The following is a 21,273-nucleotide window of genomic DNA, read 5'->3' as shown; positions in this document are numbered from 1 at the left end:
CGTATGCAACCGGGAGATCGCGTCCGCGTCGACCGCGGGGGCGTCACCAACGAGGGCGTACTGCTCCCCTCCACGACGCGCGACCACCTCGTCGTCAAGCTCGACGGCGGGTACAACGTCGGCATCGACCGCGAGGAAGCCGACGTCGAGGTGCTCGAATCCGGCGTCCGCGAGGTCGACCCCGCCGCCGAGACCGACGACGCGGGCGAGGCGACCTCCGAGATCACCTTCGACGACGGCCTGCCCACGATTTCGCTCATCTCGACCGGCGGGACCATCGCCTCCACCGTCGACTACCGGACGGGGGCCGTCACGGCCCAGTTCGACGCCGAGGACGTCCTCCGGGCCGTGCCCGAGCTCGCCGGGCGCGCGAACTACCGCGGCCGAGTCGTCGCGAACATCCTCTCGGAGAACATGGAGCCGTCGATCTGGCGCGAGCTCGCCGAAGCCGTCGCCGAGGAGATCGAGGCCGGCGCCGACGGCGTCGTCGTGATGCACGGCACCGACACGATGCAGTACTCCGCGTCCGCGCTCTCGTTCATGCTCGACTCGCCGGTCCCGGTCGTGTTCACCGGGAGTCAGCGATCCGCCGATCGCCCCTCCTCCGACAACGTGATGAACGCGGTCTGCGCCGTCGAGGCCGCGAAGGCCGACCACGCCGAGACGCTCGTCTGTATGCACGCGGGCCCCTCCGACGACGCCTGCGCGCTCCACCGCGGCACGCGCGTCCGCAAGAACCACACCTCTCGCCGGGACGCCTTCGAGACGGTCGGCGCCGCGCCACTCGGGCTGATCGACTACGCGGCCGCCGCCGAGGCGGGCGCGGAGGGCGACGCGGCCGACGCGGCGATCGAGTGGAACCGCGAGCCGCGTCCGCGGGGGGCGGACGACGCGGACGCCGCCGGGACCGACGACGCCGCCCCGGAACTCGCGCCGGACCTCGCGGGCGACGTCGAACTCGTGAAGTTCACGCCCGGGATGGACCCGGCCGCGTGGGCGTACCTCGACGACGCGGACGGGGTCGTGATCGAGGGGACCGGGCTCGGTCACGTCCACACCGACCTCATCCCCCGGATCGAGGAGCTCATCGCGGGCGGCACCGTCGTCGCGATGACGAGCCAGTGTCTCGCGGGCCGCGTCTGCGACCGGGTGTACGACACCGGCCGCGACCTCCTGGACGCGGGGGTCGTCGAGGCCGGCGACACCCTCCCCGGCACCGCGAAGGTGAAGCTGATGTGGGCGCTCGCGAACGCCGCCGACCCGGCCGACGCGATGACCCGGGACCTCGCGGGCGAACTGACCGAGGAGTCGCGCCCCTGGCGATGACGGGGGCGGGAGGCGAGTCCGACGTCGTCGTCCGCGAGGCCCGCCCCGCCGACGCCGACGCGGTCGCGGCGTTCACGCGCGACACCTGGGGCGAGCGCCACGACGACTACATCCCGCGGGTGTTCCCCGACTGGGCCGCCTCCGACGACCCCGACCGCGGCACCTTCGTCGCGACGCTTCCCCCGGACGCCGTCGACGTCTCCGGCCTCGACGGCCGAGAGCCGGGCGACACGCACGTCGCGGGCGACGGCGCCGGCGCCGCCGACGCGGAGCCCGAGGCGGTCGTCGGCTGTATTCAGGCCGTCTCGCTCTCGGAGTGGGAGGCGTGGGGACAGGGGATCCGCGTCGACCCCGCCGCGCGCGGCCACGGCGTCGGCACCGCGCTCTCGGCTGCCGCGCTCGACTGGGCCCGCGACCGCGGCGCCGCAGTCTGCCGAAACATGGTCTTTTCGTGGAACGTCATGGGACTCGGCCAGTCGCGCGCGGTCGGCTTCGAGCCCGAGACCGAGTTCCGGTTCGCGGAGCCGGAGCCCGATCCGGACGCGATCGACGATTCGGGGGTCGATCTCGAACCCCTCGTCGACCCCGACCCGAACGCCGCGTGGGCGTTCTGGAGCGACAGCGACGCCCGCGACCGCCTGCGCGGCCTCGCGCTCGACCCCGACGAGCCGTGGGCCTGCTCCCAACTCACCCGAGAGCGACTCGCGACCGCGGCCGCCGAGGACCGACTGATCGCGGTCGCCGGTCCGAGGTCGGTCGCCGGCTTCGCGGTCCGGACCCGCGTGACGGAGCGCGAAGCCGACGGGGAGACCACGCGGACCGCGACGTACGGCGTCGCCGCGTGGCGCGACCTCGACGCCGCGGGGGCGCTGTACGACGCCGTCGCTGCCGACGCCGCGGCCGCCGACGCCGACGCCGCCCGCGTGCTGATACCCGAGACGGTCGAGCACGTGAGCGACACCGGCGCGAACCGCGTCCCGGTCGCGGCCGAACCCGACTTCGTGATGTCCGCGGATCTCACCGGCGGGTCGTGAGCGGTCGCCGACGGCGAACCGACCGCCGGGTCGTGAGCGGTCGGTTTCTCACGACCGGATCCCCCCGATCGAAGGGCTCAATCCGTTCGACCTCCACTAGTGGGGTATGACCCTCTTCGGCGTCGCCCTCCCGTGGTCGCTCCCGCTCACGCTCGTGATCTACGGCGTCGTCGTCGCCGCCGCGGCGTGGATCTTCCGCGACGCGAGGGCGCGCGGGAGCCGCTACGCGGTCGTCTGGGGGCTCTCGACGCTCCTCTTCACGATCGTTCCGGTGCTCGCGTACCTGTACCTTCACCGCCGCGCCGGTCCGGCGCGCTGAGACGGCCGCCTCGCGCGGGAGGGAGGTCGGTCCGGTGTCGCGCCGACCCGGTCCGCCATCGCGACGCGCGACCGCTCCGGACCGCTTATGTGCGGCGCCGCGGAACGACCGGCGGATGCCCTCCCTCCGCTCTACCGACCGACTGCGCGCGCTCGGTCGCGGTCGCCGGCCGCGCGCGCTCTCCGTCGCGCTCGCCACCCTGCTCCCGCTCGTCGGCGTGGTCGCGCTCGGCTGGAACGCGGCCGCGCTGATGACGCTGTACTGGTTCGAACTCGGCATCACGTCGCTCTGGGCGCTCGTCCGCGCGCTGTTCGCCGGGCGCCCCTCGGAGATCGAACGCGACGGACTGATCGTCGGCCCGCTCGCGCAGCGACGCGCCGGGCTGTCGATCCCGTGGACCGGGGTCGAGATCCGGGTCTCGTCGCTGCTCGTCCTCCCGATCGCCGCGCCGATCCTCGCGGCCGTCTGGGCCGTCGTCGGCGCGCTCACGGTCGGCGTCGTCGCGGACGGCGGGCTGTCGGCCGACGCGCTCGACACCGTGACGCTCGCGGTCATCGCCGTCTTCGTCGGCGAGGCGGCGACGACGCTCGTCGAGTACTTCGGTCGCGGCGAGTACCGCGACCACAGCGCCCAGACCGCGATCCAAGGGGTGTTCGCCCGCGGCGCGGCGATCTTTCTCGGCGCGCTGTTCACCGTCACGATCGTCGCCGCGAGCACGCTGGAGGGCGACACGCCGATCTCCGCGCTCGACCCCGACGCGATCGGGCTCCCGCTCCTGCTCGGCATCGTCGCGGTGAAGTTCGCCTTCGACCTCGCGGGGCTGTACGGCGACCGACTGGCGGCGTTCGACGAGTCGTCGGCGCTCGACCTGGGATTCTCGTACGACCCGCCCGCGGCGGAGTCTGTCGACGGCTCGACCGCGGAGCCGGTCGAAGCGGTCCGACAGCCCGGCCGCGCGCGACTCGCCGGGGCGTCGGCGACGCTCGTTCGCCACCCAGGGCTGTGGTACCTCGCGGCGCTCCCCGCGCTCGTCGGCGTCCTGTTCGCGATCGGTGGCGACCGGGGGACCGCCGCCGCCCTCGCCGCGGTCGCGGTCGCGCTCCCGCTGGGGCTCGCCGCGCTCGACCGCGAACTCCGGTACGGGCTCGTCGAGTACCGCGCCGCCGACGGCGCGCTCGTCGCCCGCGACCGCCTGTTCGGCGTCGTGCTGTGGCGCGTCGAGCCGTGGGACGAGACCGACCTGCGGGTGGAACGCGGGCGGCTCGACCGACGGCTCGGAACCGAGACCGTCGTGATCGAACTCCGCGACGACGAACACCGGATTCCGGGACTCGCCGATCCCGAGCCGGTCCTCGACGTGTTCGACAGGCGACCGGACCGCCCCGACGGACCGGACCGACCGGACGAGTGAGTCGCGTCAGCCGTTCGCATCGCCCGCGTCGTCGCGCCCGTAGAGGGGGTGTGCGTCCCCGGCGAGGCGCTCGAACAGCAGGACGACGGCCCCGTGGAAGGCGACGAGGACGGTCACGCTCGCGACGATGATCGCCACCTCGGCCGGCGTCGAGAGCAGGCCGAGCGAGACGATGAGCGTCGTCGCGCACGCCGGCGGGTGGACCGTCTCGGTCGCGATCATCGCCCAGCTGGTCGTCACGAGGGAGACGACCGCGCTCGCGGTCAGCCGGAACCCCTCGGGGGAGAAGGCGGGGGGCGTCGCCGTCAGCGCGGCGCCGTCAGCGATACCCGCCCACGCCGCGAGCCCCGCGAGCCCGCCGATCAGGTGGCTCCCCACGACGCGGACGGCGCGCTCGCGCTCGCTCCGGCGGTCGAACGCGAGGACGAACGCGGACGGGCCGAGGCTCGGAAAGACGAACGGCTGGCCGGTCGCCCACGCGACCAGACCGAGGACGGTGAAGAGCAGGCCGGCGTAGAGGCTCGTCCCGAGGCGGCGACGCATTGCGCCCCGGTCGACCGGCGACCCACAAATGCCCGGCGGATCGGCCTCGGCACCCCGCGAATCGGCCGCGACACCCCGCGGATCGGCCGTCGGGAACCGGCGCTATCGCTCGCGATAGCCGAACCCGAACGCCTAATTGGTCCCGTCTCGCCCGTGGAGACATGTTCGCGACGCTGCCGGACCTCCTCCGACTGCTCGTCGTCCCCGTGTTCGGGTGGGCGGCCCTTCGGGACGTCCGGACCCGCCGCCTCCCGAACCGGATCTGGCCGCCGCTGTACCTGTTCGGCGCGCTGCTCCTGATCTGGGAGGTCGCCTCGCTGTGGCCGTTCGCCGGGTACGACGGGCGGATCTTCCTCCTGCGGGCCGCGATCAGCCTGCTGTTCGTCGCGCCGCTCGGCTACGCGTTCTGGTACCTCGGCGCGTTCGGCGGCGCCGACGCCAAGGCGATGATCGCGCTCGCGGTGATATTCCCGACGTTCCCGGCCTACGAGATCGGGGCCTTCGCCCTCCCGCTCGTCGACACCGAGGTCGGCGTGTTCTCGCTGACGATCCTCACGAACACCGTCCTGCTCGGCCTCGCGTACCCGGTCGGTCTCGCCGCTCTCAACCTCGTCCGCGGCGAGGCCTCGCCGAGCATGTTCTTCGCGCGACCGGTCCCGACCGACTCGCTGCCCGACCGGCACGGGCGACTGTTCGAGGCCCCGGACGGGCCGACTCGGAACGGTCTCGACCTCGACGCGCTCCGGATGTACCTCCGCTGGCGCGGCCTCGCGCTCGCGGACCTGCGGGCCGACCCGGAGGGGCTCCGCGATCCGGCCTCGGTCGACGAGACGTTCGACCCGACCGACGGCGGGACCCACGTCGGCCCTCGGACGGACGGCGGGACCGCGGTCGACGCCGAGGCCGGCGGCGACGCGGAGCGAGGCGCTCCGTCCCGCTCCGACTTCGACGACCCGTGGGCCGCCGAGCGCTTCCTCGACGAGATCGACCACGGCGCCTACGGCACCGACGCCGCCACGCTCCGCGACGGCCTCGACGTCGTCGCCCGCGAGGCCCGCGTGCTGGTCTCGCCCGGGATGCCGTTCGTCGTCCCGATGGCCGTCGGGCTCGTCGTCTCGCTGACGTACGGCGACGCGCTGTTCGCGGTGCTCGGCGCGGTCGGGCTGGTGTGAGCCGACGGGACGAGCGTATTTATAAATAGAACCGCGGTGGCGCGCGAGCGACCGAGTGAGGACCACAGCGAGTGTGCGCCCGCCTCGCGACTGGGGCTTTGAAAACAATCACCCTACCAAGAGCGATTTATAAACGACTGAGTGGGGAACTCGGGGATTCTCTGTCCGGCTTCGCGAGTCGCTATTTATATATGACCGACGACGGCCTCGTCTTAATTCCCGGCCCAGACGTCGTCCGCGGCGAGGACGCGCGTGCCGACCGGGCGCTTCACGAACTCGCCGAGGTCGCGGCCGACCAGGTCGCCGACGCCGCGCTGGGCGGCCACGTCGAGCAGCCGCTGGTCGACGATCCCGTCGACGACCACGGCGTGCGGCGCGGGCTCGGCGCCCTCGACCGCGTCGAACGCCTCCGCGGCGTCGACCTCGCTGAGAACCTCGAATCCGTCGTCGAGGAGCCGCGCACGGCCGGTCTCCCCGTCGACGACCTCGTCGACATGCGCCGCCATCGATCCCGGTTCGTCGGACTCGCCGTCGCGCTCTGTCCCGGCGGCTTCGTCGCGGTCGGCTTCGGCGCACTCGTCGGATTCTGATTCCAGATCGGCGTCCGTGTCGGGTTCGACGGTTGAGGCCGCGTCGGTGTCGGGCGTCGAGTCGAGCTCGTCCTCGTCGGTCGGCGTCGACTCCGGCTCCGGCGCTTCGCTCGTTCCGTCGGCCGGGGGCGGATCGCCGGTCTCGGTCGCCGCGTCGCGCGCTTCGGACCCTTCGGACTCTGACGGTTCGGACTCGTCCGATTCGGTCTCCGGCTCGATATCGGGCGAGGCGGCCGACCGGGTCGACGGTCCGGCCGAGTCGTCGTCCGAGGAGTCGTCCGGGACCGCCCCGCCGTCGCCGACGCGGGCGACCGACCCGGGGTCGTCGCCGTCGGCGATCTCCTCGTCGCTCGCTGCGGCTCGGAGGTCGGCGGCGTCCGCGAGGCTGGCGTACGGCACCTTCCCGCGGAGCGCCTCGAAGACGGCGTCGCGGTCGAGGTCCTCGACGGACTCGCCGGGCGGCGCGAACGCGACGTAGTCGACCTCGCCCACCTGGGCGAGCTCGCGGAGGATGAGCTCGCCGCCGCGGTCGCCGTCGAGGAACGCGGTGACGGTCCGGTCGGCGGTCAGGTCGGCGACCGACTCCGGGACGTTCGTCCCCTCGACCGCGACGGCGTTCTTGATCCCGCAGTCGAGCAGCGTGAGCACGTCCGCGCGCCCCTCGACGACGATGACGGCGTCGGAGTCGCCGACGCGGGGGCCCGCCGGGAGCCCCTCGTAGTCGACGATCCCCTCGACGCGGGCGGCGTCGCGGACCTCGTCTAAGACGTCGCTGCTGGCGAGGCTCGTCTCCTCGAAGCCGCCGGCGATCAGCTCCTTCGCGCGCTCGACGACCTCGCGGCGCTTGGCCGCCCGCACGTCCTCGATGCTCGTCACCTCCACGGAGGCGTGACAGGGTCCGATGCGGTCGATGGTCTCCAGCGCGGCCGCGAGGATGGCGGTCTCGACTTTGTCCAGGCTCGACGCGACGGTGACCTCGCCGAACGACTGACCGTTCTCCGACTCGACGGAGACGTCGATTCGGCCGACGCGCGAGGACTCTTGGAGGTCTCGGAGGTCCAACTCGTCTCCGAGGAGCCCCTCGGTCTGCCCGAACACCGCCCCGACGACGTCGCTCCGCTCGACGACGCCGTCGGCCGCGATGGTGGCGTGTATCAGGTATTTTTCTGTGTCTTTCATGAGTGGTGAATGGTGATGTCGGGCGGTAGCGCCCGTCCGTGTGTGGTTGCGCTCCTCGCGGAAAGTAGTTATCGCCACGCCCCTCCGGCCGCGATTGTTGAAGAATAATTTTTTTCGATACGCATATCCGAACCCGTCCAACAGTTCTTAGTGTTTATAGACACATTATTATCTCACATGACGCGCTCACGGAGCGATCTCGTGTGGATACCGACGTTCGCGATACTCGTGGCGTTCGCCGTGCCGTGGCCGCTGTGGGGCATCGACCGCGTCGTCGCGGGGCTCCCGGTCTGGATCTGGTGGCACGTGGCGTGGCTCGGGCTGTGCGCGGCCCTGTTCGCGCTGTTCGTCCGGAGCGGCGCGTGGGAGCGCGGGATGGGGCAGCGCCCGACCGCTGGCGCCGCCGGAACCGCGGAGGAGATCACGGACCGGGCCGCCGCCGCCGAGGCCGCCGACCGGGAGGTGGAGCGCCGATGACGCTCGGCCTCTCGCTCGGCGTCGTCGTCGGGTACCTCGTCGTCGCGCTCGCGCTCGGGCTGGTCGCGTACCGCGTCTCGGAGACGACCGCCGAGGACTACTACCTCGCGAGCCGGTCGATCGGGACGCTCGTGCTGCTCTTCACGACGTTCGCGACGCTGCTGTCGGCGTTCACCTTCTTCGGCGGCCCGAACCTCGCGTACCGCGCGGGCCCCGAGTGGCTGATCGTGATGGGGACGTTAGACGGCGTCCTGTTCGCCGTGCTGTGGTACGTGATCGGCTACAAGCAGTGGCTGATCGGCGCCCGCAACGGCTACGTGACGCTCGGCGAGATGCTCGGCGACCGGTTCGGCTCGACCGGGCTGCGCGCGCTCGTCGCGGGCGTGAGCCTCCTGTGGCTGTTCCCGTACGTGATGCTCCAGCAGATGGGCGCCGGCGAGGCGCTCGTGGGGCTCACGAACGGCGCGGTTCCCTACTGGGGCGGCGCGGCGCTCATCACGGCGTTCATGATCCTCTACGTCGCCGTCGCGGGGCTCCGCGGCGTGGCGTGGACCGACACGCTTCAGGGGCTGTTCATGCTCTCCGTCGTCTGGCTCGCGGCCGCGTGGGTCGTCTCGGCGCTCGGCGGCGTCGGCGCCGCGACCGAGGGGATGCTGGCGGCCCGGCCCGAGTTCGGGGGCTTCGGCGGCGGGACGTACACGCCCGGGTTCATCATCTCGACCGCGATCACCATCGCGTTCGGGGTGACGATGTTCCCGCAGATCAACCAGCGGTTCTTCGTCGCGAAGTCGGCGGCGACGCTGAAGCGGTCGTTCGCGTTATGGCCCGTGCTGGTGCTGCTCCTCTTCGTCCCCGCGTTCATGCTCGGCGCGTGGGCGGCGGGCACCCCGCTGACCGTCCCGGAGAACGCGAACGTGCTCCCGGTCGTGTTGAACGAGTACGCGCCGACGTGGCTCGCCGCGGTCGTCGTCGCCGGCGCGATGGCCGCGATGATGTCCTCCTCTGATTCGATGCTGCTCTCGGGGTCGTCGTACTTCACCCGGGACCTCTACCGCCCGCTGATCGACGCGGAGGCCTCCGAGCGCCGCGAGGCGTGGATCGCGCGGATCGGCGTCGGGGCGTTCGCGGCGCTGGCGTTCGTCGCGAGCCTCTTCCGGCCGGGAACGCTGATCGAGGTCGGTGGCACCGCATTCTCCGGGTTCGCGCTGCTCGCGCTCCCCGTGATCTGCGCGCTCTACTGGCCCCGGACGACGCGCACCGGGATGATCGCGGGCGTCGCGGTCCCGCAGGCGATCTACCTCGCGGTGGTGCTGTCGGCGGTCGTCGGCGCCGTTCCGACGCTGCCCCGTACCGTCGCCGGCGGCTGGGACGTGGCGCTCGGGCTGATGGTCCTGTCCGGGGCGCTCACGGTGGGCGTGTCGCTCGTGACCGCGCCGAGCGAGGAGAGCGACGCCTCGCGGTTCGCGGTGGCCGGGGACTGAGTCCGGGCTCACACGGCTGCCACCGTCGGGGATCGGCTCCGACCTCAGTTGTCGCGCAGGAACCGGAGCGTCTTCGGGTCGGGCTCGTCGTAGTACCGCTCCAGCGCCGTCCCGAACGGTTCGGACTCGTCCGCGACAGAGTCGAACAGCGTCATCGACGACCGGAACTTCAGGTCGTCCGGCGACCCAAACACTTCGTGCGCTGTCCGTCCCTCCAGGGCGTTGACGATCTCCGTACACTCCCGTAGCCGCGGCCCCAGCGTCGAGTGTGCGAGGTACGCGCTCGCCTCCTCGCGGGACCCGATCGCGTAGCGCCGGGAGGTCCGGCTGCTCCCCAACCCCTCGACCTGCGGGAACACGTACCACATCCAGTGGCCGCGCTTCCGTCCCGATCGCAGCTCCTCTTTGGCCGACTCGATCACGCCGGCCTGCGCTTCGACGAAGCGGTCGAGGCCGTGGGGGTCGCCGTCGGACATCTCGTCGGACGACGTTCCCGCCGAGCCGAAATAAATCCGGGTACCGGACCGCCGGGTCTCCGTGTCTCGAACTCGACCGCGCCGGTTCCCACCGCGCCGAACCCGGCGAAAGCCAAAAGACCGTCTCGCCCCGATAACGCGCATGAACGAGCCCGGAACCGAGGGCGTGCTGCTGGACCAGGAGACGCTCCGCGGTCGGCTCGACGACGCGCCGCCGTGGCTCCGCGAGCACTACCGAACCTTCCGGGAGTCGATGCTCGGCGAGCGCGACGGGTCGCCGTTCCCCTGCTACTTCGGCATCGAGGCCGAGCGCGAGGGCGACCTCCTCTACGCGGCCTGCGAGTCGACGACGGACCCAGCCGCGCTGTTGCGGCTGCGCGACGTCCTCTTGGAGTACCTCGACACCTACGCGGACCACGCCGACCGCGCGCCGCTCGCGGTGTTCTTCAGGCCGCCGGCCGGGGACCGGGGCGAGGCGCACTACCACGAGCGGCTCTGGCACGTGCTGGAGTTCCTCCACGTCCACGACCCGGAGCCGTGGCCCGACGACATCCCGACCGACCCGGACACGCCGCGCTGGGAGTTCTGCTTCGGCGGCGAACCGCTGTTCCCCACGTCGCGGGCGCCCTTCTACGACGAGCGGAAGAGCCGGTACTCGCCGGTCGGGCTGGAGGTCACCTTCCAGCCCCGCGCCGTCTTCGAGGGGATCACGGCCGACACCGAGGCCGGCGAGCGCGCCCGCGAGGCGATCCGCGACCGGATGGGCGAGTACGACGGGGTCTGTCCCCACGCCGACCTCGGAGACTGGGGCGCCGAGGGCGACCGCGAGTGGACGCAGTACCTCTTCCGCGAGGACGACGAGGCGAGCCCCGACGCCTGCCCGCTCGACCCCGCGCGAGATCACCCGCGGGCGCGCGAGTCCCTGCTGGAACCCGGCGCGTGGCGTCGGTTCGCGGGCGGAGACCGGAGCGACCCGCCGGTCGCGGAGAGCGCGGATGACTGAGCCGATCGCGCTCCCCGACGACGCCGTCCTCCTCCTCGTCGACTTCCAGACCGGCTTCGACGAGCCGGGCTGGGGCGAGCGCAACAACCCCGACGCCGAGGCGGTCGCGGCCGCCCTCCTCGACCGCTGGCGCGCCACCGGCCGCCCCGTCGCGCACGTGCGACACGCATCGACGGAGCCGGACTCGCCGCTCCGCCCCGACGCCCCCGGCTTCGCGTGGAAGCCCGAGACGGCCCCCGCCGACGGGGAACCGACGTTCGAGAAGTCGGTCAACGGCGCCTTCCTCGACTCAGGGCTCGACGAGTGGCTCCGCGAGGCGGGCCACGAGTCGCTCGTCGTCTGCGGGCTCACCACGGACCACTGCGTCTCGACGACGACGCGCGAGGCCGAGAACCGCGGCTACGACGTCCGCGTGGTCGCCGACGCGACCGCGACTCACGCCCGCGAGGCGCCGGACGGCGAGCGGATCGACCCCGAGACCTCTCACCGCGTCGCGCTCGCGCACCTGCGCGGCGAGTTCGCGACGGTCGTCGAGAGCGCGGAGCTGCTGGCGGAGGCCTGAGCCGAGGCGCCCGCGGTTAGTCGTCGTCGGCCGTCCCGGCGACCGCTTCGCCGCCGCTCGCGCGCTCGGCGGCGTTCGCGAACATCCCGCGCCGCGTCGCGTACAGGAAGTACGCGCCGAGGCCGAGGAAGCCGAGGACGTTCGAGGCCGCGACCGCCCAGAAGACGGCCGCGACGCCCCAGCCCAGCCCCGGCGTCACCGTGACGCCGAAGGCGCCGAACGTCGTCGCGGCGGGAACGGCCGCGAGCGCGATCGGGAACCGGACCGCCCAGTACTTGATCAGGTCGGCGGCGAACGAGGTGCGGGTGCGGGAGGCGCCGTTGAACGCGGCTAACAGGGTGTAGGTCCCGCCGAGCGCCCAGTACGAGGCGCCGAGGATCCGGAGGTACGTGACCGCGAGGTCGCGTCCCGCCGCGGTGAGGTCCGGGGCGAGCAGGTCCGCGATTCCCCCGGCGAACAGGAACTGGACGGCGCCGAGCGCGAGGAACCCCGCGACGACCATCGCGGTGCCGACGGTGGTCGTCCGGCGGGCGCGCGCGGGAGCGTCCGCGCCGACGTTCTGCCCGATCATCGACTGGGCGGCCTGCTGTATCCCGAGCGCCGGGACGATCGCCAGCGTCGCGACCCGCGCGCCGACCGTGTACGCCGCGACGCCCGCCGTCCCGCCGGCGATCGCGACGAGGCCGACGACGAGGACCCTGACCAGCTCGCTCACGCCGCGCTGGCCGCCGAGCGGGAGGCCGACGGAGACGACCTCGCGGACGGTCGCGGGATCGAACGCGAACGCCCGGCGGGTGAGCCGGAACGTGTCGCGGCCGATCCCCGCGGCGTACCCGAGGATCCACAGGAGTCCGGCGACGCCGGCGAGCGCGGTGCCGATCGCGGCGCCGGCGACGCCGAGTTCCGGGGCCGGCCCGACCCCGAAGATGAGCACCGGCGCGGCCACGAGGTTGACGAGGACGCCCACGAGGCTCACGTGGAACACCGCGCGGGTGTCGCCGTACGCCGTGAAGCAGTTCTCGACGGTGTCGCCGACGGCGCCGACGGGGAGGACGGCGACCACGATCGCGAGGTACGTCGCCGTCGTCCCGGCGAGCGCCGGGTCCGCCCCGAGCAGCGTTACCACCTCCTCGGCGTAGACGACAACCGGAACCGCGACCGCAGCGGTGACCGCGAGCGCGACGAGCGCGCCGTTGACCGCGACGCGGCGCGCGCCCGCCTCGTCGTCGTCGCCGGCGCGCTGCGCGACGAGGATCTGGGTGCCGACCGCGCCGATCACGACCGTCGCGCCGAGCAGCGACTGGATCGGGAGGCTGAGGCCGACGGCGGCGACCGCGTCCTCGCCGACCCGCCCGAGCCAGAACGTGTCGATCAGCGCGTTGGCGACGTACACGACGTTCTGCGCGACGAGCGGCGCGGCGAGGACGAGCAACACGCGCCCGACCGGCCCGTCGGTGACCGCCTCTCGGTCGACGTCCCACATCGGATCGTTTCGGTATTAGAAGGAGATAATAAAAGAGTGCTGGTCGTGAACACGACACTCGAACCGGAGGGTCCGCCGTCGGTTCGTCCCGGCTCACCGGCGGTCCGACCGTCCCGCGGCGGCGGTCGGTCTCCGGTCGCAGGCGGTCTGTCCGCCGCGCACACCGTCCCGGTTCCGCGCGCTCGGCGCCGGCCCGGTTCCGCGCACAGGCCGCTTGCCGCCCGCGAAGGGAAACCTCTTAATGGACTACACACGGACTCTGTGATATATGAGCAACGGCGACGACGACCCGGCCGACGCCTCCGAGGAGGCCGACGCCGCGGACGACGGCGGGGACGCCGGCGAGTCGGCGGAGACGGCCGCCCCGACGCTCCCCGATGACGCGACCGAGGAGTCCCTGACCGAGTACCTCGACGAGATCGCCGGCCGCCTCGAGGCCGCCGAGACGGAGGCCGACCTCGACGACGTCGAGGCGCTCTTAGACGACGCGGAGACCGGGATCGAGGAGGCGGACCTCCCCGAGCCGGACGAGGACGACGAGGACGCCGACGACCCCCGCGGCGACCTCGAAGCCCGCGTCGCGGAGCTCCGCGAGGGGGTCGAAGACGCCCGCGGCCCCTACGGAGAAGACGTCGTCGACGCGGTCGAGGCGGCCGCCGGGACGGTCGAGGACACGGAGTGGACCGACGCCGGGCACGACGACGTCGCGGCCGCCGTCGCGTCGTTCGTCGCCGAGGCCGCCGACGCGATCGACGACGCGGCCCCTGACGCGATCGACGTGGCGCCCGACGCGATCGACGGGGCCGAGGAGGACCCCGAGGCGCTCTTAGACGAGGTCGCGGACGGCGAGGAGACCGACGACGCCCCCGGGCCGATACCCGTCGATCGGCTCACCGCGGCGCTCGACGCCGTCGCCGCGGCGGTCGCAGACGCCGGCTTCGACGCGGACGACGACGCGGACGTGATCGCCGCGCTGCTGGAGGCGACCGGCGACCTGGAGGCCGCCCTCGACGACGCCGAGGAGTGGGACGACCTCGAGACCCACGAGCAGCTCCGGGCGCAGGAGTACTACGACGTGCTCGGCCACTACAAGGACTTCCCGGTGGAGTGGGCCGCGCTGAAGGAGCACGAGGCGCGGGGGAACGTCGACATGATCCTGCTCGCGCTCGACTCGCTCCAGTCCGAGTTCATGGAGCGCCACTGCCTGGAGGCGTTCGAGCGGATGGGCAAGCGCGGCAAGACGGACGACTCCGTCGAGGAGGTCCTCGGCCGCGCCGAGAAGCGCGACCGGCCCGCGATCCGGATACTCGGGAAGATGGCGGCCGCGGAGGCGACCGACACCCTGATCGAGTACGTCGGCGAGGACTCGAACCCGCAGCTCCAGAAGGCGACGTTCAAAGCCCTCGGCGAGATCGGCGCGCCCGAGGCGGTCCAGCCGCTCGCGGACCGGCTCGACCCCGACGGCGACACCGACGAGCTGGTCCGTCCCCACGCCGCCCGCGCGCTCGGGCTGATCGGCGACACCCGCGCCGTCAAGCCGCTCGCCGACGCGCTCGAAGCGCACCCGTCCGACGACGTCCGCGCGGCCGCCGGCTGGGCGCTGCGGCAGATCGGCACCCGCGAGGCGCTCGAAGCGGTCGCCGAGTACGCCGACGAGCGCTCGTTCGTCGTCTCGACCGAGGGCGAGAAGGCGCTGGACGCGCTCGACGACGAGACCGAGCCCGCGGCGACGGCCTGAATCGCCCGCGACTGTCCGTCTCGGGTCCGAGTAATCGTCCCGGTCGCGAACCCTTTTATCAGATACCGGCGACAGGTCCCCCGTGTCGCTCCGTCCTCCGAAACGCCCGTCTCGCGTCGCGACGCTCGTCCTGCTCGTCGCGGTGACGAGCGTCGCCTGCTGTTCCACGGCGGCTGCCGCCCCTCTCGACGGGGGTGAACCGACGCCGACGAACGCGTCCGACGCCGCCCGTGAGCCGCGGATCGTCGAGCTGTACCCGAACCCGGCGACGGAGGAGGACCGCGGCGAGTACCTCGTCGTCTCCCTCCCGGAGCGCGGGAACTGGTCGCTCTCCGACGGCTACTACGACGCCGACATCCCGGCGAACGCGAGCGGAACCGTGACGCTGTCGATGGCGCCGAACCGGACCGCGTCGATCCTCGGCGGCTCCGCGGGGGATACCGAGGCGACGGGTCCCGACACCCCGGAGATCCGTCGCCTGAACGACTATTTTCCCCTCTCGGCCTCGGGCGAACGGATCGAACTCCGTCGTGACGGAGCCGCGGTCGACGTCGCCGCCTACGACCGCGCCAGCGAGGGGGACCGCTGGCGGGCCGCGTGGGGGGAGTGGCGGCCGCGAGGGTACGAGCCCCGGTCGCCACGTCGAACGCCGGGCGCCGCCGTCACGCCGTTCGTCCTCCCGGACAGTCCCGGGATGCCCGTCGAACCGTTCCGAACCGCCGACGACCGCCTGTTCGTCGCCGGCTACACGCTGGCGTCGGAGCGGGTCGTCGAGGCGCTCGCCGCCGCGGCCGACCGCGGGGTGCGCGTTCGGGTGCTGCTGGAGGGCTCGCCGGTCGGCGGATTCTCGTCGCGGAGCGCGAAACTGATCGACCGGCTGACGGCCGCCGGCGTCGAGGTCCGGATCCTCGACGGCGAGGTCGAACGGTTCCGGTTCCACCACCCCAAGTACGCGGTCGCGGACGACGACGCCGTCGTCCTCACGGAGAACTGGAAGCCGTCCGGCACGGGCGGGCGGAGCAACCGCGGGTGGGGAGCGCTCGTCGAAGGCGACACCGGTATCGAGGGGAGCACCGGGACCGAGGGGGGCACCGCCTCCGAGCGCAACGCGACCGTCGCGGACGACCTCGCCGCGCTGTTCCTCGCCGACTTTCGGGCGCACGACGCGCGGCGGTGGCGCGATTTTCGCGCCGATACCGAGTTCTACGACGGCGGGCGGGCGAACGGCTCGTTCCCGACCCGGTTCGAGGCTCCGAGGGAGCCGGCGGCGGCGAACGTGACCGTCCTGACCGCGCCCGGCAACGCGGCCGACCGGATCGTCGCGCGGATCGACGCGGCCGACGAGCGGGTGCTCGCGGTCGTGCCGCGCGTCGGCGGTCCCGACGGTCGGATCGTGCGCGCGCTCCGACGTGCGGCCGACCGCGGCGTCGACGTTCACCTGCTCCTCTCGAACGCGTGGTACGACCGCGAGGAGAACCGGAACCTCTCGGCGGCGCTCGCGAACGAACCGATCGCGGTCGACCTCGCGGCGCCGCGCGGTCGGTACGGGAAGGTCCACGCGAAGGGACTCGTCGTCGACGACACGGCGATCGTCGGCAGCCTCAACTGGAACCCGAGCGCGACGACGAACAATCGGGAGGTCCTGATCGCGATAGAGAACGAGTCCGTCGCGGACTTCTACGCCCGCGCGTACGCCGCCGACTGGCGCGGCGGCGGCGTTCACCTCCCGATCACGCTCGTCGCCGGGTTCGGCGTCGCCCTCGCGGGGGCCGGTGCCGTCGCTCGGCGCGGAGTCGAGTTCGGCTGAAAACGACGTCGACTGTCGGCGGTCGCGGCCGCCGGCTCAGTCGTCGAGCGCGATGGTCGACGAGAGCGCCTCGTCGATCTCGGCGCCGGCCATCTTCTCGACGAGCGCCTCGATGACCTCGCTCCGGCGGCCCTTCACGAACTTGATCGAGCCGACGACGAGGTGGCCGCCGCCGGAGACGCCGGCCTCGGGCAGCTCCTCGTTCAGCTCGGTCACCATGTTCGGGATATCGAGCCGGACCCCATCGGAGCGGAGCACGCAGAAGTCGGGCCCGTAGCCGATGGTGATGACCGGGTCGCCCGTCTCCTTCACCCGCGCGTCGTGGAGCTCGCCGGTCGTCTTCCCCGGCGCGGGGTAGGTGAACCGGTGGGCGTACTCGTCTAGGTCGATCCGGTAGAGGTGCGCGCCGGAGGCGAGCCGCTCGTGTTCGACGTGGTCGTCGACGGCGTCGAGCTGGCGATCCACGTCGCGTTCGGCGCGCTCCGAGAGGAACTCCACGAGCTCCTCGTGACGCTGTTCGTCGTCGCAGCCCACGTTCAGGGCGTCGTTGACCAGCGTCTTCCCCTCGGAGTAGCGGAGCCAGTGGGCGGCGTAGTCGAGCGCCTCGCCGATGTCGAGGAGGTCGGACTCGTCGTACCCCGCGCCCGCGGCGAGCGCGACGTAGTCGTCCATCGCCTCCGCCTTCGAGCGGTCGGAGAGGCCGGCGACCGCCGGCACGTGTTCGAGCTCCTCGGTGAGCGACGGGTCGATCAGGCGGGCGAGCTCGACGCACATCATCCCCGTCGTGACCCGGTAGTCCTCGCCGTGGAGGTAGGGATTAACGTGGGCGTCGAGCAGCGGCTCGACCGCCTCGGGGTCGGGGTGGTGGTGGTCGACGGCCGCGATGGGGATGTCGTAGTGCGCGAGGTTCTCGTAGGCCGGCACGTCCTCCTCGGTCGACCCGTTGTCGAGCATCAGCAGGAAGGGGAGCTTCTGCCCGTGGCGGGCCCGGCCTTCGAGCGCGAAGTTGAGGTCGCGGGTGACGTCCTCCATCTCGTAGTAGGGCGCCTTGCTCGGGAGCCGCTTGAACAGGTGGCGCGCCGCGTCCGGGTCCCCGTGGACCTCCTCGATCAGGTTCTCGACGGCGAGCTGGACCGGGATCGCGGCGCACATCCCGTCGCCGTCGGCGTGGTGCCGGACGCGGATCGGGCGGCCGGCGAGGACGGTCCGGCGGAGGAGTCGCGCGAGCTCGCGGAGGTCCTCGTGGATCGGCTCGAACGCCTCCCACTCGACGAGCGGGTCGACGTCGGCGGGCTCGGCGCGCTCGTCGAGGGCCGTCTCGTAGCGCTCGCGGGCGTCGCCGGCGCGCTCGTCGGAGAGCCGCTTCAGCGAGTCGACCTCGAGCTGGAGCGCCTCCTCGCGGCTCTCGATCGTCCCCGAGGCGTGGACCATGTCGCCGACCTCGACCTCGGGGTACGCCCGGACGCCGGCGGACTCGAAGGCGGCACAGGAGAGGACGCCGGAGGCGTCCGCGACGGCGAACACCGTCGGGCCGCCCGTCTGTTTCGCTTGGACGACCTCCCCCTCGACCGTGACCTCGTCGCCCGGGGTGAGCCCCCGGACCCGCGAGACGGTCGGTTCGTGGGCGACGACTTCGGTGCGGTAGTCGTCGGGGTCGACGTCGTCGAACGCCACGTCGCCGTTCTCCTTCACCTCGGTGAGCCGGACGATCAGCCGGTCGCCGACCGCGTACTCGCCGTCGAGGTTCGACTCGTGGACCAGGCCGCTCACGGCGTCGGAGAGGTCGACGAACACGCCGTAGTCGACGACGCCGTTGACCTCCGCGTGGTACAGGGCGTCGACTTCTGCGTCTTCGAGGGTGCAGTCCGGCGCCAGGTCGTAGACGGTCGGGCGGTCGCCGGTCGCGCTCTCCGCTCGCTCGTCCTCGGCCGTCCCCTCCGCCGCGTCGGCGTCGAGTTCGGGGCTCGAATCGCCCCGCGTGCCGGAATCTCCGGCGGTGTTTTCGCTCATGGACACGTCTCGGGAACGGCCGGTGTTAAGCCTGTTCTCTCGGGGCTCACGGCACCGGACTCGATCGTCGACGGCCGAGAGACCCATCCGCGTCCCGCGGTCCGGAACCCCTATGAGGCGACGGCGACTTGTCTCGTTCATGCGACTGTTCCGCTCGGACGAGCTCCTCGGCATCGCCCGAGAGACCCTAGAGTTCGTGCTCGAGGCGAGCGAGGAGACGCACCCCAACGAGTACATGGGGTTCCTCCGCGCGGACGACGCCCGGAAGCTGGACCTCGACCGGGAGGGTCAGGTGATCACCGACGTGCTCGTCATCCCGGGGACGGAGTCGAGCCCGACGAGCGCCACCGTCCGCACCAACATGAAGCCGAACGACATGCGCGCGGTCGGGTCGGTCCACTCGCACCCGAACGGCGCGCTGCGCCCGAGCGACGCCGACCTCGCCACCTTCGGACAGGGGAAGGTGCACATCATCGTGGGCGCTCCCTACGGGTGGGGCGACTGGAAGGCGTTCGACAACGAGGGGGCCCAGACCACCCTCGACGTGCTCGACGTGGCGGTGCCCGACGAGCACTTCTTCGATTTCACCCAGGCGGACATCGACCGCGAGCTGGACGACCGCGACTCCGGCGGCTTCCTCTCGTGGTTCAGATGACGCGGGTCGTCGCGCAGGGGACCTTCGACCTGCTTCACCCCGGCCACGTCCACTACCTGGAGGACGCGGCGACGTACGGCGACGAGCTCCACGCGATCGTCGCCCGCCGCCCCAACGTCACGCACAAGCCCGCGCCGGTGCTGTGCGCCCGCCAGCGGCGCGACATGGTCGACGCCCTCGACGCGGTCGACGAGGCGCACCTCGGGGACCCCGAGGACGTGTTCGTCCCCATCGAGCGGCTCGACCCCGACGTGATCGTGTTGGGGTTCGACCAGCACCACGACGAGGCCGACATCGCGGCCGCCCTCGACGCCCGCGAGATCGACTGCCGCGTCGAGCGCGCCTCGGGCCGGGAGCCGAACTACGAGGACGAACTGCTCTCCAGCGGCGACATCGTCGACCGGATCCTCCGCGAGCGCGGCGACGAGTCGGACGCGACGCCCTCGTGACTCGCCGCCGGAGGACCCGGTCGACCGCCACGCGCCCGAACTCGCCCGGGGGCGGAAGCGCGGCATCTAAATGGGCTGACTCCCAAATCGAGGTGAGTGAATATCCCCGATAAGTTCCCCGCGGTGTTGGCCGCGGCCGCGATGGGCGTGTACCTCCTCGTCGTCGTCGGTGCGACCACCTCCCTCACGGAGGCGGCGACCGCCTGTGGCGGCTGGCCCGCCTGCGGGGACGGCGCCGCGCTCCCGACGGCGACCGAGGGCTGGATCGCCCTCGGCCACCGCGTGCTCGCGGTCGCCGTCGGGCTCCTCGTCGCCCTCTCCGCCGCGCTCGCGTGGCGGAACGGTGCCGACCGTCGGGTTCGCGCCGCGCTCGCGCTCGCGCTCGTCGTCTACCCGGCCCAAGCGGGCGTCGGGGCTCTCGTCGCGGTCGACGGGCTGCCGGCCGCGCTCGAGTCGGTTCACCTCCTCCTCGGCGTCGGCATCTTCGGCGCCGTCCTCGCGGCGCTCGCCTGGTGGCTGGAGAGCGAGACCGGCGTGCCGGACGACGCGCCCGACGACTTCGAACCCGGTACCGACGACCTTCCGCCGATCGAGGACGCGCCGGAGCCGGAGATCCCTTCCGCGACGCTCCCCCGGCTGAAGGCGACCGCGGCGGCGTACTTCCGACTGATGAAGCCGCGGCTGATGTGGCTGCTCTGCCTCGTCGCCGCGGCCGCGATGGCGCTCGCGGGCGGGTCCGGGTTCACGCCCCGGGTCGTGGCCGCGACGCTCGCCGGCGGCGCGCTCTCCATCGGCGCCTCCGGGACGTTCAACCACGTCCTCGAACGCGACGTCGACAAGCGGATGCAACGCACCAGTGACCGCCCGCTGGCGACGGACCTGGTCCCGGTCACGAACGCCCTCGCGTTCGGCGGCCTGCTCGCGGTCGCCTCCCTCGCGCTGTTCTGGACGGTGAACCCCCTGACGGCCGCGCTCGGGCTGGTCGCCATCGCGTTCTACAGCGTCGTGTACACCCTTGTGTTGAAGCCCAACACGGTCCAGAACACCGTCATCGGCGGCGCGGCCGGCGCGCTCCCGGCGCTCATCGGTTGGGCCGCGGTCACGGGCGAGGTCGGCGGCGGCGGGCTGCTGCTCGCCGCGGTGATCTTCCTGTGGACGCCGGCGCACTTCTACAACCTCGCGTTGGCGTACAAGGATGACTACGAGCGCGGCGGCTTCCCGATGATGCCCGTCGTCCGCGGCGAGACCGCGACGCGCCGTCACATCCTCTGGTACCTCGGCGCGACGCTCGTCGCCGCGGTCGCGCTCGCCGCGGCCGCCGACCCGCTCGGCGCGCTGTACGCCGTCGTCGGAGTGGCCGTCGGAGGGGTCTTCCTCTGGGCGGTCGTCCGGCTCCACTACGAGCAGACCGAGGGGGCGGCGTTCCGCGCGTTCCACGCCTCGAACGCCTACCTCGGCCTGCTGCTGTTCGCGGTCGTCTTCGACGCGCTGGTGGTCTGAGGCGGTCGGCGGCTCGCTCGGACGATCCGGGGCCGACCGCGACCCTCCCCTTTAATCC

The 21,273-nt window shown here is 72.5% G+C and carries 19 protein-coding genes; 14 read left to right on the top strand and 5 right to left on the bottom strand.

From position 1 onward, the window contains the following. The first annotated feature begins 3 nt into the window (after positions 1-3). From gatD to EXE45_RS02655, 4 genes are all read left to right on the top strand, one after another. Positions 4-1,326: a Glu-tRNA(Gln) amidotransferase subunit GatD gene (gene gatD / locus EXE45_RS02670; protein ID WP_137693441.1), complete on the top strand. Its 1,323-nt coding sequence runs from the start codon at positions 4-6 to the stop codon at positions 1,324-1,326. Next, positions 1,323-2,360: a GNAT family N-acetyltransferase gene (locus EXE45_RS02665; RefSeq protein WP_137693440.1), complete on the top strand. Its 1,038-nt coding sequence runs from the start codon at positions 1,323-1,325 to the stop codon at positions 2,358-2,360. Before gatD ends, EXE45_RS02665 begins: the two co-directional genes overlap by 4 nt. 106 nt (positions 2,361-2,466) lie before the next feature. Further along, positions 2,467-2,679, top strand: coding sequence for a hypothetical protein (locus EXE45_RS02660; RefSeq protein WP_092919996.1), 213 nt, complete (start codon positions 2,467-2,469; stop codon positions 2,677-2,679). A gap of 115 nt (positions 2,680-2,794) precedes the next feature. Then, on the top strand, positions 2,795-4,090 hold the full coding sequence (locus EXE45_RS02655) for a DUF6498-containing protein (RefSeq protein ID WP_092919997.1): 1,296 nt from the start codon (positions 2,795-2,797) through the stop codon (positions 4,088-4,090). A gap of 6 nt (positions 4,091-4,096) precedes the next feature. Here EXE45_RS02655 and EXE45_RS02650 read toward each other — a convergent pair whose 3' ends face one another. Continuing rightward, entirely contained in the window at positions 4,097-4,633 is a 537-nt protein-coding gene (locus EXE45_RS02650) for an HPP family protein (protein WP_137693439.1), read from the bottom strand. 161 nt (positions 4,634-4,794) lie between these two features. Here EXE45_RS02650 and EXE45_RS02645 point away from each other — a divergent pair, with 161 nt between their 5' ends. Next, a complete protein-coding gene (locus EXE45_RS02645; RefSeq protein WP_137693438.1) occupies positions 4,795-5,805 on the top strand; it encodes an A24 family peptidase in 1,011 nt (336 codons plus the stop codon). A gap of 212 nt (positions 5,806-6,017) precedes the next feature. Here EXE45_RS02645 and dnaG read toward each other — a convergent pair whose 3' ends face one another. Then, positions 6,018-7,574 (bottom strand): DNA primase DnaG, encoded by a 1,557-nt coding sequence (gene dnaG / locus EXE45_RS02640; protein ID WP_092920000.1) that lies wholly within the window; start codon positions 7,572-7,574, stop codon positions 6,018-6,020. 177 nt (positions 7,575-7,751) lie between these two features. On the opposite strand from dnaG, the gene EXE45_RS02635 reads away from it, so the two are divergent. Together EXE45_RS02635 and EXE45_RS02630 are read left to right on the top strand one after the other, a co-directional pair. Then, complete coding sequence (locus EXE45_RS02635; protein ID WP_241988305.1) at positions 7,752-8,051, top strand: hypothetical protein; 300 nt, start codon at positions 7,752-7,754, stop codon at positions 8,049-8,051. Continuing rightward, the gene (locus EXE45_RS02630) at positions 8,048-9,532 is read left to right on the top strand and encodes a sodium:solute symporter (protein WP_092920001.1); all 1,485 of its coding nucleotides are present in this window, start codon (positions 8,048-8,050) and stop codon (positions 9,530-9,532) included. The genes EXE45_RS02635 and EXE45_RS02630 overlap by 4 nt, the downstream gene beginning before the upstream one ends. A 44-nt stretch (positions 9,533-9,576) precedes the next feature. Here EXE45_RS02630 and EXE45_RS02625 read toward each other — a convergent pair whose 3' ends face one another. Next, the gene (locus EXE45_RS02625; RefSeq protein ID WP_092920002.1) at positions 9,577-10,008 is read right to left on the bottom strand and encodes a DUF1810 domain-containing protein; all 432 of its coding nucleotides are present in this window, start codon (positions 10,006-10,008) and stop codon (positions 9,577-9,579) included. A 142-nt stretch (positions 10,009-10,150) separates the two neighbouring features. Between EXE45_RS02625 and EXE45_RS02620 the strand changes: the two genes are divergently transcribed. Beyond that, on the top strand, positions 10,151-11,011 hold the full coding sequence (locus tag EXE45_RS02620; RefSeq protein ID WP_092920003.1) for a YqcI/YcgG family protein: 861 nt from the start codon (positions 10,151-10,153) through the stop codon (positions 11,009-11,011). After that, a complete protein-coding gene (locus tag EXE45_RS02615) occupies positions 11,004-11,573 on the top strand; it encodes a cysteine hydrolase family protein (protein WP_137693437.1) in 570 nt (189 codons plus the stop codon). Before EXE45_RS02620 ends, EXE45_RS02615 begins: the two co-directional genes overlap by 8 nt. A gap of 16 nt (positions 11,574-11,589) precedes the next feature. Here the strand turns inward: EXE45_RS02615 and EXE45_RS02610 are convergent, their stop codons facing one another. Then, entirely contained in the window at positions 11,590-13,056 is a 1,467-nt protein-coding gene (locus tag EXE45_RS02610) for an MATE family efflux transporter (RefSeq protein ID WP_137693436.1), read from the bottom strand. 268 nt (positions 13,057-13,324) lie between these two features. Between EXE45_RS02610 and EXE45_RS02605 the strand changes: the two genes are divergently transcribed. After that, the gene (locus EXE45_RS02605) at positions 13,325-14,794 is read left to right on the top strand and encodes a HEAT repeat domain-containing protein (protein WP_137693435.1); all 1,470 of its coding nucleotides are present in this window, start codon (positions 13,325-13,327) and stop codon (positions 14,792-14,794) included. Between the two features lie 130 nt (positions 14,795-14,924). Further along, the gene (locus tag EXE45_RS02600; protein ID WP_137693470.1) at positions 14,925-16,601 is read left to right on the top strand and encodes a phospholipase D-like domain-containing protein; all 1,677 of its coding nucleotides are present in this window, start codon (positions 14,925-14,927) and stop codon (positions 16,599-16,601) included. A gap of 36 nt (positions 16,602-16,637) precedes the next feature. Here EXE45_RS02600 and EXE45_RS02595 read toward each other — a convergent pair whose 3' ends face one another. After that, on the bottom strand, positions 16,638-18,611 hold the full coding sequence (locus EXE45_RS02595) for a DHH family phosphoesterase (protein ID WP_137693434.1): 1,974 nt from the start codon (positions 18,609-18,611) through the stop codon (positions 16,638-16,640). A gap of 139 nt (positions 18,612-18,750) precedes the next feature. Between EXE45_RS02595 and EXE45_RS02590 the strand changes: the two genes are divergently transcribed. From EXE45_RS02590 to EXE45_RS02580, 3 genes are all read left to right on the top strand, one after another. Continuing rightward, entirely contained in the window at positions 18,751-19,266 is a 516-nt protein-coding gene (locus EXE45_RS02590) for a Mov34/MPN/PAD-1 family protein (RefSeq protein ID WP_137693433.1), read from the top strand. Continuing rightward, entirely contained in the window at positions 19,263-19,715 is a 453-nt protein-coding gene (locus EXE45_RS02585; protein ID WP_092920009.1) for an adenylyltransferase/cytidyltransferase family protein, read from the top strand. The genes EXE45_RS02590 and EXE45_RS02585 overlap by 4 nt, the downstream gene beginning before the upstream one ends. Positions 19,716-19,811: 96 nt before the next feature. Next, positions 19,812-21,215: a heme o synthase gene (locus EXE45_RS02580; RefSeq protein ID WP_137693432.1), complete on the top strand. Its 1,404-nt coding sequence runs from the start codon at positions 19,812-19,814 to the stop codon at positions 21,213-21,215. The last annotated feature ends 58 nt before the right edge of the window (positions 21,216-21,273 follow it).

It is taken from the genome of Halorubrum sp. SP9, assembly GCF_005435015.1.
In the GTDB taxonomy this organism is placed as follows: Archaea; Halobacteriota; Halobacteria; order Halobacteriales; family Haloferacaceae; genus Halorubrum; species Halorubrum sodomense.
This window is presented reverse-complemented; position numbering and strand designations above follow the sequence as displayed.

What these genes read in the sequence shown, in the direction of transcription:
- gatD (WP_137693441.1), top strand. Translation starts at nt 4, where the DNA reads ATGCAACCGGGAGATCGCGTCCGCGTCGACCGCGGGGGCGTCACCAAC.
- EXE45_RS02665 (WP_137693440.1), top strand. Translation starts at nt 1,323, where the DNA reads ATGACGGGGGCGGGAGGCGAGTCCGACGTCGTCGTCCGCGAGGCCCGC.
- EXE45_RS02660 (WP_092919996.1), top strand. Translation starts at nt 2,467, where the DNA reads ATGACCCTCTTCGGCGTCGCCCTCCCGTGGTCGCTCCCGCTCACGCTC.
- EXE45_RS02655 (WP_092919997.1), top strand. Translation starts at nt 2,795, where the DNA reads ATGCCCTCCCTCCGCTCTACCGACCGACTGCGCGCGCTCGGTCGCGGT.
- EXE45_RS02650 (WP_137693439.1), bottom strand. Translation starts at nt 4,633, where the DNA reads ATGCGTCGCCGCCTCGGGACGAGCCTCTACGCCGGCCTGCTCTTCACC.
- EXE45_RS02645 (WP_137693438.1), top strand. Translation starts at nt 4,795, where the DNA reads ATGTTCGCGACGCTGCCGGACCTCCTCCGACTGCTCGTCGTCCCCGTG.
- dnaG (WP_092920000.1), bottom strand. Translation starts at nt 7,574, where the DNA reads ATGAAAGACACAGAAAAATACCTGATACACGCCACCATCGCGGCCGAC.
- EXE45_RS02635 (WP_241988305.1), top strand. Translation starts at nt 7,752, where the DNA reads ATGACGCGCTCACGGAGCGATCTCGTGTGGATACCGACGTTCGCGATA.
- EXE45_RS02630 (WP_092920001.1), top strand. Translation starts at nt 8,048, where the DNA reads ATGACGCTCGGCCTCTCGCTCGGCGTCGTCGTCGGGTACCTCGTCGTC.
- EXE45_RS02625 (WP_092920002.1), bottom strand. Translation starts at nt 10,008, where the DNA reads ATGTCCGACGGCGACCCCCACGGCCTCGACCGCTTCGTCGAAGCGCAG.
- EXE45_RS02620 (WP_092920003.1), top strand. Translation starts at nt 10,151, where the DNA reads ATGAACGAGCCCGGAACCGAGGGCGTGCTGCTGGACCAGGAGACGCTC.
- EXE45_RS02615 (WP_137693437.1), top strand. Translation starts at nt 11,004, where the DNA reads ATGACTGAGCCGATCGCGCTCCCCGACGACGCCGTCCTCCTCCTCGTC.
- EXE45_RS02610 (WP_137693436.1), bottom strand. Translation starts at nt 13,056, where the DNA reads ATGTGGGACGTCGACCGAGAGGCGGTCACCGACGGGCCGGTCGGGCGC.
- EXE45_RS02605 (WP_137693435.1), top strand. Translation starts at nt 13,325, where the DNA reads ATGAGCAACGGCGACGACGACCCGGCCGACGCCTCCGAGGAGGCCGAC.
- EXE45_RS02595 (WP_137693434.1), bottom strand. Translation starts at nt 18,611, where the DNA reads ATGAGCGAAAACACCGCCGGAGATTCCGGCACGCGGGGCGATTCGAGC.
- EXE45_RS02590 (WP_137693433.1), top strand. Translation starts at nt 18,751, where the DNA reads ATGCGACTGTTCCGCTCGGACGAGCTCCTCGGCATCGCCCGAGAGACC.
- EXE45_RS02585 (WP_092920009.1), top strand. Translation starts at nt 19,263, where the DNA reads ATGACGCGGGTCGTCGCGCAGGGGACCTTCGACCTGCTTCACCCCGGC.